Consider the following 15,864-nt stretch of genomic DNA (forward strand, 5'->3'; position numbering starts at 1 on the left):
CTTGCGTTATAGGATAGGCATGGATGGAAGCAAAACCTCTCCTGTCGAAGGTCGGCATCTTGTGCCGCAGCAGCCGGAAAGTGGCGCGCTTGATACGCTTTTCATCCCAGTTCCATTGTCCGTAACCAGACGAGGCGAGCCATGACCCATCAGGCAGCGACGGTCCACGCCCTTAACCCGGCCACCCCCGAAGGATTGGAGGTGCGCCTTGCCCGGACCCGCGCCGAAGTGGCCGCCGCCCAGCGCATCCGCTATCGCGTGTTCTACGAGGAGATGGGGGCCAAGCCGACCGTCGCCATGCAGACCCTGGAACAGGATTTCGATGATTACGACAAGCATTGCGACCATCTGGTGGTGCTGGCCGATGGTGACGTGGTCGGAACCTACCGCCTGATCCGGCGAAGCGCGGCACAAGCGGTGGGCCGCTTCTATACCGCCGGTGAATTCGATATCAGTCCCTTCCTGGCCGTCGAAGGCGAGATCCTCGAACTGGGCCGCTCCTGCGTCGATGCCCGCTGGCGCCACCGGGGCACGCTCCAGGCTCTGTGGCAGGGTCTGGCCGGTTATATGGTGGAGAATGACATTCGCCTGCTATTCGGTTGCGGCAGTCTGCCCGGCACCGATCCCGAGATCCTGGCGCCGCAACTGGCCTATTTGCGTGACAACCACATGGCGCCGCCCGCCCTGCGTGGCCGGGCGCTGGACAGCGCCGAGAAGGTGGATTTCGCCGGGATCGACGTTGCCTGGGACGCGCGCCGGGTCCTGGCCTCCCTGCCGCCGCTGCTCAAGGGCTATCTGCGTCTGGGCGGCGTGATCGGCGACGGCGCGGTGATCGACCGGCCGTTCAACACCACAGATGTCTTGGTGGTGGTCAATGCCGCCGATATCGCCGGGCGCTACGTAAAGCGTTTCAGCGCCTGACAGCGCGGTGAAGCGCCGCCAGCAACAAGGCGGGGTCCACCGGCTTGGCGACGTAATCGTCCATCCCGGCTTCCAGGCACAGGGCGGCGTCGCCGTCCAGCGCGTCGGCGGTCATGGCGATGATGGGAATGCGGGACACCGGGCCGGACATGGCGCGGATGCGCCGCGTGGCTTCCAACCCGTCGATGCCCGGCATGTGAACGTCCATGAGGACGAGGTCGAAGTGCTGGCGTGCCAGGGCGGCGATGGCCTCGGCCCCGTTGCGGGCCAGGGTGACCTGCTGCCCCCAGCGGTTCAGCAAGACGGTGGTCAGCTTCTGGTTGACCGGATTGTCCTCGGCCAGCAGCACCGCCATGGGGGGCAGGTCGGGGATCTGCTCCTCTATGGCTGCGGCCCTGCCGTCGTCGGAAGCGGGGGTGAAGGGCAGGACGACGTGGAAGGTGGTGCCTTGGCCCGGAACGCTGTCGAAGCCAATCTCGCCGCCCATCATCTCCACCAGCTTCTTGCAGATGGAAAGCCCCAATCCGGTGCCGCCGAAGCGCCGGGTGATGGAGGAATCGGCCTGGACGAATTCGCTGAACAGACCGGATGCGGCGGCGGGGTCGATACCGATGCCGCTGTCGGCCACCTGGAAGCGAAGGCGGGAATCGGGCAGGGCCTCGACCAGGACCTCCACACCGCCCCTTTCGGTGAACTTGACGGCGTTGCCCATCAGATTGGTCAGAATCTGGCGCAAACGGTTGGAATCACCGCAATGATGGCGGGGCACGTTCGCGGCAATATGCAGCCGGAGATCCAGCCCCTTGTCCATGGCGGCGCCCTTGAGCAGCGCGCCCATCTCTTCCATCAGGCGGTAAAGGTCGAAGCGGGTGGATTCCATCTTCATCTGCCCGGCTTCCAGTTTGGAGAAGTCGAGGATGTCGTTGATGATCGACAGCAGGGAGCGGGCCGAAGACTGGGCCGTTTCCAGGTGGTCGCGCTGTTCGGGGGTCAGCGGCGAACCGGTCAGCAGGTGCAGCATGCCCAGCACCCCGTTCATGGGCGTGCGGATTTCGTGGCTCATGGTTGCCAGAAAGTTGGCCTTGATCCGCGCCGTCTCCTCGGCCTTGTCCTTGGCGTGGATCAGCATGCGCTCGGCGCGCTTGCGTTCGGTGATGTCGGTATAGGTGGTGACGAAGCCGCCGCCGGGCAGCGGCGTGCCGCGCACTTCGATCACCGTGCCGTCGGGGCGTTCGCGCTCGAAACAGTGGGGGGCGAAGCCGCGGGCCCTGTCGACGCGTTCGGCCACCAGTTCTTCCACGTCGCCCGGGCCGTATTCGCCGCGCAAGGCGTTGAATCGCATGAAATCGGCGAAGACCGTTCCGGGATGCACCAGACTGGCGGGAAAGTTCAGCATTTCAAGGAAGCGGTTGTTGCACAGGATCAGGTTGAGGTCGCGGTCGAACACCGTGAAGCCCTGTCCGAACTCTTCCACCGCTTCGATCAGATGGCGCCACTTGAACTCGGCGGATCCCGCTCCGTGATGCATGCTCAGGTTTCCTCCGCTCGCGCGAACGTAGCATATGATAATTTCCGCCATTGCGAAAGCAGCCTGCCCCTGCCGGTCCAGGCAGCACAGCATTGCGGCTATTGCGAGAATGTTATTTGGTTGACGCAATCCATTTCTGAGCCGGTCTGTCCATCGGAGCGCTGGAGCGTCTTCACCGCGAACCCGACATCCGGTTCGATGGCCGTGCCGCCGCCCATTGGGTACTCAGGGAGTATCGCGGGGCAAAGCGTTAAACCGCAATGTTTAGGTCATATACTGCGGCCATTACCTGATCGGCCATAAGTCATGCTGTATAGATTCATTACAATTGAGGGTTTGAACGGAAACTCACCGCCGGTTTAATTGTCGTGTCGTCAGCTTCGATGTGATCTGGGACGGCAGGGACTTTGGGCTTCGGCGGGATCGGGGGGAGGTGTCGCCTCCTGTCATGCGCCAGCCGGGAGGATGAGATGAGCTTTCTCGACGATTTGAGGATTTGGGCCAAGATCGCCATCGTCCCCTTGGTGGCCACCATCGGTCTGGTTGTCATCGCCTGGGTGGGGATGCAGGGACTGGCCGGGCAAAGCCGGACCCTGGACGAGATCGCCGAGGTGTCTTTCGCCAAATCGGTGAAGATCGGTGATTTCACCGATCTGCTTCAGGATGCTCATTCCGATCTTTACCGGCTTCTGACCTGGAACGCGGCGGGCGTCGAGGCCGCCAAGACCGACAAGATCGAGGCCTCCTTCGCCGAAGGAATGGCCAAGGCCAAGAAGCAATTGGCCGATTATCGCGCGGCCTTTTCCGTGACCGGCGAAGAAGATGCCCTGCTGAAAAAGATCGAGGCGGGGCTTGCCGGATACAAGAACGCCACCGATCAGGTGATTTCCATGCAGAAGATGGATTTCACCGCCGCCGTCTCCTTCATGTGGACCGCCCAGGACAGTTATCAGGCCCTGATGACCGAGACCCAGGGCATGGTCGGCCTGGAAGCCCGCATGGTCGATGCTGCCCGCCAGTCGGCCAGTCAGGATGCTGCCACCACGCGGGGCCTGTTCATCAGCATTACCCTGGGTGTGCTGAGCCTTCTGGCGCTCATTTCCTTTCTGCTGGTCCGCGCCATCGCCAGCGCGGTGGGCGGCATGACCGGCGCCATGGAGCGCCTCGCCCAGGGCGATCTGGGGGTAGAAGTGCCCGCCATCGGGCGCAAGGACGAGATCGGCGCCATGGCGGCCACCGTCCAGGTGTTCAAGGAGAATGCCCAGCGCGTCAAGAACCTGACCGCCGAGCAGGACGCGCTGCAGCGCCAGGCCGCGGTCGCCAAGCGTCAGGCCATGGCCGATCTGGCCGGTGAGATCGAAACCACCGTGCGCGGCGCCGTCGAAAACGCCTCGCGCGCCGCAGATTCCATCCGGGGCGAGGCCGAGGTGCTGGCCGCCAATGCCGAGACGGCAATCAGTCAGACCGCCCAGGTGGCCCAGTCTTCGGAACTGGCCAACGGCAATGTGGAGACCGTGGCCCATGCCGCCGAACGTCTGGTGGGCTCCATCAGTGAGATCAACCGGCAGGTGGAGGCATCGTCGCGCATCGCAGGCGAAGCAGTGGCCGAGGCCGCCCGGACCGACGAGACCGTCAAGACCCTGACCGTGGCCTCGGGCAAGATCGGCGAGGTGGTCAATCTGATCAACGACATCGCCAGCCAGACCAATCTTCTGGCCTTGAACGCCACCATCGAGGCGGCCCGCGCCGGTGACGCGGGCAAGGGCTTCGCCGTGGTGGCCAATGAGGTGAAGAATCTTGCCAACCAGACGGCGCGCGCCACCGAGGAGATCACCGGTGAGATCTCCGCCATGAAGGCCGCCACCGATCAGGCGGTGCGAGCCATCGACGGTATCGTCGTGACCATCGGCCGGGTCAACGAGGCCCTGGCGGCCATTACCGGCGCCGTGGCCGAACAGGGCCGCGCCACGGGCGAGATTTCCGAATCGGTCAGCCGCGCCGCCGACGGCACCCGCACCGTGTCGTCGGGAATCGGCGAAGTGCGGCATGTGGCGGGTCAGGTGGGTTCCGCCGCCGCCACGGTTCAGGTGACGACAGAGAGTCTGGTGGGCGAGTTCGGGCGCCTTCAATCCCAGGTGGACGGGCTGGTCGCCCGTCTCAAATCCGCTGAATAACAACCAGGAGGGAAGCCGTGAAGAATTTCATGAAGATGGCGGTTCTGGCCGCGTTTGCCGTGTTCGGCCTGTCGGGCGCCGCCCGTGCCGCCGACGAGTGCGTCGCCGCCCAGGGGCTGGTCGATAAGGCCATCGCCCACTACAAGGCGGTTGGCAAGGAGAAGTCCTTTGCCGACTTCATGGACAAGGGCAACAAGGACTGGGTCAACGGCGAACTCTATGTGATCGTTGCCACCATGGACGGAATCTTCAAGGCCCACGCCATTAATCCCAAGCTGATTGACAATCCCGATCTGCCCGGGCTCAAGGATGTCAACGGCGTCCTGATCATCCAGGAGATGATCAAGGCCGGAAAGTCCGGCCCCGCTGGCGCCTGGGCCAAGTACACCTGGACCCATCCCGAAACCAAGAAGCTGGCGCCGAAGCAGACCTGGGTGAAGGCCAATGGCGACCTGCTGTTCATGGCCGGTTGCTATCCGCCGGCCTGATCGCCGGGGCGTTTTACGATTCATGCCGCCCGCCGAAATGCGGGCGGCATTTATATTTGTGGCAAGGCAAGTCGGCTTGCATCGCCGAGTCACTGTCGAGTCGGGTTTTTTGGGGATTGCCTCTTCGACTCGACTCAATGGAATCTTTCTCCTGGCGGTTCAGCTTGGGCCGAAGAAAGAATTCCGTAGTGTCTTTCGTTGCAACATCCTTGTCTCTATGCTTAACCTATACGCACCGGGGATACGGGGAACCTCGGGCTTGGCAGTGCGCGGAACTGGGGGGTGCGCTCTGAATTGTGGTGGCGGGGGGAAGAGTTTTGAGAATCACCCTGAATTGTTTAAGTGATGAAATGGCGACCAGCATGGGGGCAAGATTCCCATGAGGCCCTATATTGTCGCCATCTTCAATCAGAAGGGGGGGATTTCCAAGACCACGACCAGCACGAATCTGGCTGTATGCTTGGCCGCATTCGGAAAATCGGTGGTGGTCATCGATCTTGACTCGCAAGGTGATTCCACCAAGAGCCTGGGCATTGATCCCAAGACCAAACAGGGCATCTACGATCTTTTCACCAACGGCGCCGCCGTCGAGGACGTCATGGTGGAAACCATGTTCGAGGGCGTGCGGGTTCTGCCGTCGACCTACAGCCTTGCGGGGATCGAGATCAAGCTGTCGGAGATGCAGAACTCCCAGCGGACTCTCTCCAATATCCTGTCCCATACGGCCCTGGATTGCGATTATGTGGTGATCGATTGCCCGCCGGCCTTGGGGATTCTGCCCATCAACGCCCTGGCCTCGGCCCACGGGGTGATCATTCCGGTGACCGCCACGCCCTATGCCAATGACGGCCTGCTGCGCACGCTTCCCTCCATCAAATATGTGCAGGAGGGGCTGAACAAGAACCTGCTGCTGCAGGGCGTCCTGTTCACCATCAACGACAAGAACAAGACCACACGCAAGATCAACGAGCTGATCCGCTCACGCCTGGGCGGCACCGTCTACCGGACGGAGATTCCGCGCGACACCACGGTGATCGAGGCGGCGACGGCAAGGCTGCCGGTCTGTGTCTTCGCGCCGAAATCGCCCGCGGCACAGGCCCATCTGGACTTCACCGAGGAGTTCATCGGCCGCCATGTGGCCATCGCCGCCAAGAATAACGAGACCGTCACGCCCCATTCTTCGCGTGACGAGGCGGTTGCCCGCCTGTCGCGCTGGCGGATGGGATGCGCCGACGTGTCCGCCCCCACCGATGATGCCCGTTTGCGACAGAAGACCGATCAGTTGGACCGCATGCTTTACGGCGATCGCACGCGCATGGAGCGGTGGCATCTGGAAGTGGTGCATTTCTTCATCGACAACCGTTTGTCCCTTGCTGCTTTTCTGGTGGTTGTTCTGCTCGGCGGGCTTGCCCTTTTGGGCGTTGGGATCGAAGGCGCGCGTCGTTTGGCCGGGCTGCTTGGTTTCGTCTGACGGATAGAATGAGAATGGCTTCCAGTCCCGACGATATTTCCGGCGTCGTGGTATTTCGGCTGGCGGGCCAAGGGTTTGGCTTGCCGGTGGAAAGTCTACGCGAAGTGGTGCCGGTCGCCTGGCTCGACCATCCGCCGCATCTTTCGGCCATGGTCGAGGGGGTACTCAATCTGGGGGGGCAGGCCGTGATGGTCCTGCGCCTGGCCCGATTGCTGGGGCTCGAGGGTGGGCGATATGGGCTCGACGCGTCGATCCTGGTCATGCGGCCAGGGGAAGGCGAGGGGCTGCTGGGATTGCTGGTCGAACATGTTGATGGCGTGCGCGACAAGGGCGATTTCACCTCCATGGGTCTTGCCCCAGGCCAATCCTTCAATAACTGCCTGGCCGAGGTTCTCGAACGTGACGGGCAGGCGGTGAATCTCCTGGCCTGGGATCGGGTTCTGCTGGAGCAGGAGCGGTCGCGTCTGGCCGAGTTCCAGATCCGCGCCCAGGCAAGGCTGGACGACGCGGCGGTGATGGGACCATGACGGGAGCCGGGCCGTGAGTCCTGCCGTTTCCACCCTATCTCCGGCCATTGCCGCCATTCTCGATGATCCGGCTTATCCCGGCCTCAAGGCGCTGATCATCGAGACGACGGGCATGGCGTTCTACCGGGACAAGGATGGTGATCTGGCGCGTATCCTGGCTGAGCGCATGGCCGAAATCGGCGTGATTGGCTGCGCCGGTTATCTCGGCTTGCTTCAATCCCTGGTTCAGGGCAAGGCGGAGATGGATGCGCTGATCGCCGAACTGACCATCGGCGAGACTTATTTCTTCCGCCACAAGGAACAGTTCGACGCGCTTCGCGATCTGATCTTGCCCGATGTGATCGCGCGCAACGCTTCGTTCCGCCGCCTGCGCATCTGGAGCGCGGGCTGCGCCACCGGGCCCGAGCCCTATTCGGTGGCCATCATGCTGGAGCGCGAATTCGCAGAGCGCATCGCTGGCTGGCACGTCACCGTGCTGGGCACCGACATCAACCAGAAATTCCTGACCCGCGCGCGTGAAGGTCGCTATGACGAATGGGCGTTTAGGGTCATGCCCGACGCGCAGCGTGCCGCCTGTTTCGACAAGGTCGGCAATCAGTGGCAGATCCGACCAGAGTTCAAGCGCAATGTCAGCTTCCAGTACCACAACCTGATCAAGAGCCCGTTCCCCTCGCTGGCCGACAATATCGCCGGGTTCGACATCATCATCTGCCGCAACGTCATCATCTATTTCAGCCAGTCCACGGTGGAATCCCTGGTTCCCTGTTTTCGCGAAAGCCTGAATGACGGCGGCTGGCTGATCATGGGCCATGCCGAGCCCAATCAGCGGCTGTTCCGTGATTTCCGCACGGTCAATACACCGGGCGCCGTCCTTTATCAGCGTGCCGACGGGCCGCCGCCCGCCGCCGAGCCCAGTCCGTCGGCCATTCCCCGCCCTGTGCCGCCGGTCCTGGCGGCTTCTGCCGGGGCGGGCCGGGTGGCGCCGCCCAAGGCTTCACCCGTCCGCCGTTCGCGCGCCACCCCGTCCCGTCTTGTGCCTCCCTCTCAGCCGCAAGCCCAGGGGCTTGCGGGCTTCGACCGTTTAAAAGTGGCGCGCGACCTGGCCGATAGCGGCCAGTGGGAAAAGGCCGCCGCCGCCTGCAATGCCATCATCGGCGCCAGTCCCCTGGATGCCTGGGCCCATTTTTACCGGGCCATGGTCCACGAACAGATGGGCGAGGACGAGGCTTGCGAAAAGTCCTTGCGCCGCGCCATTTATCTCGACCGGCGGCTGGTTCTCCCCCATTATCACCTGGGGTTGTTTCTGGCACGCAAGGACGATACCGCCGGGGCCGAGCGCTCGTTCCGCAACGCGCAGGCCCTGCTGACCGGTATCGCCGAGGAATTGCCGGTGAATCCGGGCGAGAAGATCACGGTTGGACAGATGCGTGAGGCTGTGGCGATGCATCTCAAACTACTTGGGGGTGCCTGATGTCCCGGCCGGCCGAGTCGATTCTTGATCGTCTTCACGCCCTGAGCCAGCAGCCCCTGGGATGGAGCGAGGCCGAGTTCGCGGAGAGCCTGCTGAAGGCCCGCGCCCGGCGTCTGGCCGCGCCACGCGGTGATGCGCATCGGATTGCGGCGGGGTTCGACGTCCTGGGGGTACGCATCGCCAATGAGCGCTATGCCTTCTCCCTCGACACCTTGTCCGAGGTGATGCTGCTATCTCGTTGGACTCCGGTTCCGGGACAGCCGCAATATCTCCTGGGCGTCACCAATCTCAGGGGGGAAATCCGTCCCGTCCTGGATCTGCACTCCTTGTTGGGTCTTCCGGTTCCCGCGCCCGAGGCGCGGAGCTGGGTGATCTTTCTCAAGGCCGAGGGCTCCGAGGTGGGGGTCCGGGTCGATGGCCTGGACCGGGTCATTCGCCTGGATCCGGCCCGGATGACCTGTCCGCACGAATCCGGCAATGGTCTGCCGCAACGTTTCATTTCCGGCATCACACCCGATGCCCTGATTCTTCTCGATACCGCACAGCTTCTGGCTCTGGACGCGCTGAAAGATACGCGTCTCCAGGGCCCGGATGAGTCATGAAGGAAGGCCCGATGACCATGAATGCGAAACGCTCCTGGTGGAAAGATCTGAAGCTTCGCCGCAAGTTTTCCACCGTGTCCCTGGGCTTCACCCTGGTCCTGGCCGGGCTGATCTCGTTCAACGTCATGGTGCTGCGCAGCCAGACCCAGAATTCGTTGGTCACCGACATGGCAGGGCGCCAGCGCATGTTGTCGCAGAAATTTGCCAAGGAGGTCCTGTTGCTGAGCGGCGGGGTGGCGGTTGATCACCAAGCCACCTTGCGGCTGATGCGCGATTCCCTGGCGGCCCTGATGGAGGGCGGCGAGGCGGTGATCAATCTGGACACCGGGGCCAAGGCCGACTTGCCCGCGGCTCCCAATCTGGAAATCCGGGCTAAGCTGGCCGAGCAGGCGACCTTACTGCGTCAGTACGAGGCCTCGGCGACGGGATTTCTGGCTCTGGGGGCGGCGGATGCCCGCCGGGCCGATAAGCTGAAGGAGCTCTTGGGCTTGCAGGCCCAGCTCAGCGATTCCACCGAGGCGGTGGTCAAGATGCTGAGCCTTCAGGCCGAAGGCGCCATCCGAGGCATGATCGGGCTGGAAATCATCGTGGGCCTGATCTGCGCCCTGTCCGGTCTGGTGGTCAGCAGCCTGATCGGCCGCCAGATCGCCGATCCCCTGGCCGCTTGCGCCGAGGCTGCCCGCAAGATCGCCGAGGGCGACCTGCGCATCAAGCCCTTGGAGGTGAGTTCCACCGACGAGATCGGCGTTCTGCAGCAGGCCTTCGACGAGATGTTGTACAGCCAGCGCGATATCGCGATTCAGACCCGTTCCGCCTGTGACGCGCTGACCGCGGCGGCGGCGGCCATTCTGTCTTCGGCCCAGGAGCAGGCCGCGGGTACCAAGCAGCAGGCCGCGGCCGTGCAGGAGATCACCACCACGGTGGAGGAAATCAGCCTGTCGGGCAAGCAGGTGGCCGAGCGGTCGCGTCAGGTGGCGGGCACCGCCGAGGCGGTGGCCACTTCGGGCAATGCGGGCTTGCATGCGGTGCGCGATGCTTCGGCCGGTATGGAGGCCATCCGCGAGCAGACCGAAACCGTGGCCGAAAACATCATCACGCTTTCGGAACGCACCCAGGCGGTGGGCGAGATCATCGCCACGGTCAACGAGATCGCCGAGCAATCCAATCTGGTGGCCTTGAACGCCGCCATCGAGGCCGCCGACGCCCGCGAGCAGGGCCGGCGCTTCTCGGTGGTGGCGGGCGAGATCAAGAACCTGGCCGATCAGGCCAAGGAAGCCACCTCCCAGGTGCGCGGCATCCTGGAACAGACCCAGAAGGGCATCAACACCTCGGTGATGCTGACCGAGGAGGCCTTGAAGCGCGTCGAACTGGGCCGCGAGAAATCCACCATGTCCGAGCACGTCATCCGTCAGATGTCCGACAACATCCAGGAAAGCGTCCATGCCTTCCAGCAGATCGTCGGCGCCACCAATCAGCAGCAGATCGGCCTGGAACAGGTGACCCAGGCGCTGCATGAAATCCGTCAGGCCAGCCAGCAGACGGCGCAGACCACCGCCCAGTTGGAGAAGGCCTCCCTCGATCTCAGCCAGTTGGGCCAGACGCTGTCGCGCACCTTGGAGAAATACCGGCTTTGATCAGTATCCGCGAAAGGCTGCTGCAAGCCTTTCAGATCGAATACCGGGAACATGTTGAGGCTATCCGCACCCTGCTCGACGACCTCGGGCATAAGGCGGAAGGCAGCGGACTCGCGCAGCTGGACGAGATCTTCCGCCGTGCCCATTCCCTGAAGGGCGCGGCGCGGGCGGTTGATCTGCCGCCCATCGAGGAAATCTCCCACCGCATGGAGACCCTGTTCGCCCGTGTCCGTTCAGGCCAGGCGAAGCTGGATTCGTCCATGGCCATGGGCCTTGGCCATGTCCTCGACGTCATCGAGGATTGGGTGGCCGCCAATATGGCCAACGAGCCGCTGCCCGATACCTCGGACACGGTTATCGCCCTAGAAGCGATGATCGGCGGTCAGGCGGTCGATATCCACCCTTCGGTCGCGGCCTCACCCGTTGTGCCGCCACGTCCCGTTCCCGTTCCCGCTTCCGAGCCGCCGCCGCCATCCGCCGCTCCGCCGCCTGTGGAGGAGGAGGAGGAGCCGTCTTCCGCCGAACGCTCGGCCTCGCCGGTGCGTCCCGAGGAAACGGTCCGGGTCAGGGCCGAGCATCTCGACCGTCTGCTGCGCTCGTCCAACGAATTGCTGACCGAGACCATGAACCAGCGGCAGGTGACCCAATCACTGCTGGGTCTCGACAGGACCTTGAGCGATTTCGACCGCTCCTGGCGGCGCGCCCGCAAGAATGCCGCCGCCGCGCTGCGCGATCTTGGCGATTACGACCGGGCCATCGCGCTGGAGCGCCAGTACGAGGCCTTGGAGCAGAATCTGACCAGTATCGGCCGCGAATTGCGCTCGGTTCGCCGCCGCCAGCAACGGACCGGTTGGGCGCTGCGCCAGCTTGGCAATGACCTGCAGCAAGAAGTCCGCCAGGTCCGCATGGTGCCCGCCGATTCCATTTTCGGGGCCTTCCGCAAGATGGTGCGCGATCTGGCCCGTGCCGTCGGCAAGCAGGTGACGGTGCAGGTCTCCGGCCTGGACGTGGAGGCCGACCGCATGGTGCTGCAGGGGCTCAAGGACCCGGTGATGCATCTGCTGCGCAACGCGCTGTCCCACGGCGTCGAACCGCCGGACGAGCGCAAGGCCGCAGGCAGGCCCGCGGCGGCTCATGTGGGCCTGTCCTTCGACGTTTCAGAAGGACGCCTCGTCGTTCTGATCGAGGATGATGGACGGGGCGTGAACTTCGAGGCCATCCGCCGCAAGGCGGTGGAGCGCGGCCTGTTCTCCGAGGCCCAGTCCTTCCAGATGGATCGCCAGTCGCTGATCGACATCATCTTCGATCCCGGCTTTTCCACCGCACGGGTGGTGGACGACCTGTCGGGACGCGGCATGGGGCTTTCCGTGGTGCGCGAAGCCATGGCCATGATGAATGGCACGGTGGAGGTGCTGGACCGCCAGCCCATGGGCACCTGTTTCCGTCTGTCCCTGCCCTTGACCGTCTCGACCCAGCGCCTCTTCCTGGTGGAGTGCCAGGGGCATGTCTATGGCCTGCCCACCGAAGGCGTCGATCGCCTTTATCGCGTGCGGGCCGAGGATGTGGGCACCGTCGAGGGCAAGTCTGTGGTGTTCCTTGGCGACCGCCAGATTCCGCTGCTGTCGCTGGCTCATCTGCTGGCCTTGGGGGAAAGCGCGGTCAAGGTGACGCGCAACGTGGTGCCGCTGGTGGTGCTGAAGAACGGCGAACGCCGGGTGGCGGTGGCCATCGACGGCTTCTTGTCCATCCGCGAGGGCCTGGTCAAGGATATCGGCGTGCCGGGGGCGCGCGGCACCATGGTGGCGGGCGGCGTCCTGCTGGAGGACGGCGATATCGCCCTGGTTCTCAATCCCTTCGAGATCGTCGAGACCTTCCGCAAATCGGGCAGCATCCGGGTGCTGACCACCGTGGAAAAACCGGCGGAAAAGAGGGTTCCGGTGATCCTGGTGGTGGACGATTCCCTTACCACCCGGACCTTGGAAAAGAGCATCCTTGAAGCCCACGGCTATCAGGTGCGTCTGGCCCATGACGGGCTGGAGGCGCTGGGCCGCCTCCGGGCCGAGCAAATCGACTTGATCATTTCCGATATCCAGATGCCGCGCCTCGATGGTTTTGGTCTGCTGCAGGCGGTGAAGGCCGATCCGGCGCTGAAGTCCATTCCCCTGATCCTGGTCAGTTCGCTGGAGGCGCGAGCCGACAAGGAACGCGGGCTGGAACTGGGCGCCGATGCCTATGTGGTCAAGCGCAAGTTCGACCAGAAGGACCTCCTTGAAACCATCGAGCAATTCCTATGAGAAAGAAGATCAAGGTCCTGATCGTCGAGGATTCCCTGGTCGTTCGGGAGTTGCTGAAACACATCATCGGTTCGGACGAGCGTTTCGAGGTGATGGCGGCGGTGACCAGCGCCGAGGAATGCCTGGATCTGCTGGAGACCCAGCAGCCCGACGTCATTTCGCTCGACATCCGTCTGCCCGGCATGAACGGCTTGGATGCCACGCTCAAAATCATGTCGCGCCGCCCAACCCCAATCGTGGTCGTGGCGGCCCAGGTGGACGACAACGAGCTTAACATCGCCATGAACGCGCTGCGCGCCGGTGCCCTTTCGGTGGTGGAAAAGCCGGTGGGCGTGACCAATGCCGGTTATGAGACCATGGCGGCCAAGATCTGCACCCAGCTGGCGATCATGAGTCAGGTCCAGGTAGTGCGCCAAGGCATCAGCCGAGGTCTGAATTTCGGCAGTGACGACGCGCCGCCTCAGCCACTTCAGGGCGGTGCCGTGAACTATTCCATGGTCGGCATCGTGGCTTCCACCGGCGGCCCCCAGGCCCTGGTGCAGTTGCTGGGCGGGTTGGGCGCCGATTTTCCCCTGCCGATCTTGCTGGTCCAGCATATCACGTCCAGTTTTCTCGAAGGCTTCGTGACCTGGCTTTCGGGTGCCACCCCCTTTGAAGTCCGCATTGCCAGCGAGGACGAGAAGCCGCTTCCGGGACGGGTCTATGTGGCTCCCGTCGATCGCCATCTGGGGTTGATTCATGGCCATCTGGCCATTTTCGATTCGCCCGCCGTCTGTAATCAGAAGCCGTCGGGGACCGTCTTGTTCGCCGCCATGGCGCGCGAGATGGGCAAGCATGCGATCGGCGTGGTGCTGACCGGCATGGGCACCGATGGTTCGGATGGGTTGCGCCAAATGGCCGACAAGGGGGCCTATACCATCGTGGAGGATGCCTCCACCTGCGTGGTCAACGGCATGCCCGCCGCCGCCGCCAAGCTGGGCGCGGCGCGCGAGACCTTGCCGCTGCCCGCCATTGCCTCAAGATTGCGTGACCTCGCCCTGGGAGGAGACAAGTGACCGACAGCCATCTCATCCTCATTGTCGAGGACTCGGTGACTCAGGCCTTAAAGCTGCAATTGGTTATGGAGCAGGAGGGGTTCGAGACCGTCTGCGCCCATTCCGGCGAGGCGGCCTTGGAGGAGATCAACCGCCGCCGCCCCAGCCTGATCATCGTCGATTACCATCTGCCGGGCATTCAGGGCGACGAATTGTGCCGTCAGATCCATATGGACATCACCACGCGCAGTATTCCGCTGATGATGCTCACCGCCGATGAAACCTCGGCGGCGGAACTGCACGGTCTGGAAAGCGGCGCCGACGATTTCGTCGCCAAGTCAGAGGACCCCGAGATCTTGCTGCTGCGGGTCCACAATCTGCTGCGCAAGGCCCGGCGCGAGGCGGTCAATGTGGAGGTCGGCCGTTCGCTGTTCCGGCGCGCCCGCGTCCTGATCATCGATGACAGCGCAACCTATCGCGAAAGCCTGGCGCAGGAACTGACCGACGAAGGCTGCGACGTCACCCAGGTGACCAGCGGCGGCGAGGGGCTGCTGGCGCTGGCCGAATGCGACTTCGACTGCGTCATGGTCGATATGGTGATGCCCGGAATGGACGGCATCGCCGTGTGCAAGGAGTTGTCCAAGCTGCGCGCCGACAGCGCCGCGCCCCTGGTGGTGCTCATGCTGTCGGCTTACGAGCACAAGGAGAACGTCGCCCGCGCGCTGGAGGCCGGTGCCGACGATTTCGTGGGCAAATCCACCGAGATGAGCCTGTTGCGCGCCCGGCTGCGCGCCCTGCTGCGCCGCAAGTTCCTGCTGGAGCAGAACCAGCGCATCGTCGAAGAAATCCGCCTGCGCGAGATGGAGACCTTGCGCGCCAAGGCAGAGAAGGAGGCCGCCGAGGCCCGCGCCGCCCTGGCCGAGGGACTGGCCCGCGCCAATCGCGAACTGGAAGAGGCCAATACCAAGCTGCAGGAGACCCAGGTTCACCTGATCCAGTCGGAAAAGATGGCCTCTCTGGGTCAGCTGGTGGCCGGTATCGCCCACGAGATCAACAACCCTCTGTCCTTCGCGTTGTCCAACGTCTTCACCATCGAGAACTGGCTGGCCGCCGTGATGGCCGAGGCCGCGCCCTGCCTGGCCGAGGACCATCTGGTCAAGCTGGACAAGGCCAGGAAGCGCATCGCCGATACCGGCCAGGGGCTGGAACGGGTGCGCGAACTGGTGGTCAAGCTCAGGACCTTCTCGCGCCTGGACGAGGGCGAGTTCAAGACCGTCGATATCAAGGATGCGGTGGAATCCGTCCTCTTGTTCCTGCGCCACAAGATGAGCGACCGCATCGAGGTCCGGCGCAATTACATGGCCGACAATATGCTGGCCTGTTATGCCGGGCAGCTCAATCAGGTGATCATGAACGTGGTGGCCAATGCGGTGGACGCCATCGAGGGCAAAGGCACGATCACCGTGCGCACCTTCCGCCAGGACGGCATGTTCGCCATCGCCGTGGCCGATACCGGTAGTGGCATCCCGGCCGAAATCCGGGAACGCATCTTCGATCCGTTCTTCACCACCAAACCGGTGGGCCAGGGGACCGGTCTGGGATTGTCCATTTCCTACGGTATCATCAAGAGCCATGATGGCCGTATCGAGGTGTCGAGCGATCCGGGGCAGGGGACGGAAATCCGTATCCTGATCCCAGTCAATCTCGTAGGGGCCTGAAA

At 63.5% G+C, this 15,864-nt stretch carries 12 protein-coding genes; 11 read left to right on the plus strand and 1 reads right to left on the minus strand.

Annotated features, from left to right (window positions below):
- The first annotated feature begins 141 nt into the window (after window positions 1-141).
- Complete coding sequence (locus CCC_RS02380; protein ID WP_009868372.1) at window positions 142-921, plus strand: GNAT family N-acetyltransferase; 780 nt, start codon at window positions 142-144, stop codon at window positions 919-921.
- On the opposite strand, the gene CCC_RS02385 is transcribed toward CCC_RS02380, so the two are convergent.
- A complete protein-coding gene (locus tag CCC_RS02385) occupies window positions 911-2,449 on the minus strand; it encodes a PAS-domain containing protein (protein WP_041039598.1) in 1,539 nt (512 codons plus the stop codon). The two genes, CCC_RS02380 and CCC_RS02385, sit on opposite strands and share 11 nt — an antisense overlap.
- A 470-nt stretch (window positions 2,450-2,919) precedes the next feature.
- Here CCC_RS02385 and CCC_RS02390 point away from each other — a divergent pair, with 470 nt between their 5' ends.
- From CCC_RS02390 to CCC_RS02435, 10 genes are all read left to right on the plus strand, one after another.
- Window positions 2,920-4,623, plus strand: coding sequence for a methyl-accepting chemotaxis protein (locus tag CCC_RS02390; RefSeq protein WP_009868370.1), 1,704 nt, complete (start codon window positions 2,920-2,922; stop codon window positions 4,621-4,623).
- Window positions 4,624-4,640: 17 nt separating this feature from the next.
- Window positions 4,641-5,111, plus strand: coding sequence for a cache domain-containing protein (locus CCC_RS02395; protein WP_009868369.1), 471 nt, complete (start codon window positions 4,641-4,643; stop codon window positions 5,109-5,111).
- A 379-nt stretch (window positions 5,112-5,490) separates the two neighbouring features.
- Window positions 5,491-6,582, plus strand: coding sequence for a ParA family protein (locus CCC_RS02400; protein ID WP_009868368.1), 1,092 nt, complete (start codon window positions 5,491-5,493; stop codon window positions 6,580-6,582).
- 14 nt (window positions 6,583-6,596) lie between these two features.
- On the plus strand, window positions 6,597-7,109 hold the full coding sequence (locus tag CCC_RS02405; RefSeq protein ID WP_041039600.1) for a chemotaxis protein CheW: 513 nt from the start codon (window positions 6,597-6,599) through the stop codon (window positions 7,107-7,109).
- Between the two features lie 13 nt (window positions 7,110-7,122).
- Window positions 7,123-8,580, plus strand: coding sequence for a CheR family methyltransferase (locus CCC_RS02410; RefSeq protein WP_009868366.1), 1,458 nt, complete (start codon window positions 7,123-7,125; stop codon window positions 8,578-8,580).
- Window positions 8,580-9,182, plus strand: a complete 603-nt coding sequence (locus tag CCC_RS02415) for a chemotaxis protein CheW (RefSeq protein ID WP_041039602.1) — start codon at window positions 8,580-8,582, stop codon at window positions 9,180-9,182. The genes CCC_RS02410 and CCC_RS02415 overlap by 1 nt, the downstream gene beginning before the upstream one ends.
- A gap of 11 nt (window positions 9,183-9,193) precedes the next feature.
- Window positions 9,194-10,816 (plus strand): methyl-accepting chemotaxis protein, encoded by a 1,623-nt coding sequence (locus CCC_RS02420; protein WP_236686278.1) that lies wholly within the window; start codon window positions 9,194-9,196, stop codon window positions 10,814-10,816.
- Window positions 10,813-13,110, plus strand: a complete 2,298-nt coding sequence (locus tag CCC_RS02425) for a hybrid sensor histidine kinase/response regulator (RefSeq protein ID WP_009867589.1) — start codon at window positions 10,813-10,815, stop codon at window positions 13,108-13,110. The genes CCC_RS02420 and CCC_RS02425 overlap by 4 nt, the downstream gene beginning before the upstream one ends.
- On the plus strand, window positions 13,107-14,165 hold the full coding sequence (locus CCC_RS02430) for a chemotaxis protein CheB (protein WP_082036469.1): 1,059 nt from the start codon (window positions 13,107-13,109) through the stop codon (window positions 14,163-14,165). Before CCC_RS02425 ends, CCC_RS02430 begins: the two co-directional genes overlap by 4 nt.
- Window positions 14,162-15,862 (plus strand): response regulator, encoded by a 1,701-nt coding sequence (locus CCC_RS02435; RefSeq protein WP_009867587.1) that lies wholly within the window; start codon window positions 14,162-14,164, stop codon window positions 15,860-15,862. The genes CCC_RS02430 and CCC_RS02435 overlap by 4 nt, the downstream gene beginning before the upstream one ends.
- Window positions 15,863-15,864 lie beyond the last annotated feature (2 nt).

Origin of the sequence: Paramagnetospirillum magnetotacticum MS-1, assembly GCF_000829825.1 — a bacterium.
GTDB classification, from domain to species: Bacteria; Pseudomonadota; Alphaproteobacteria; order Rhodospirillales; family Magnetospirillaceae; genus Phaeospirillum; species Phaeospirillum magnetotacticum.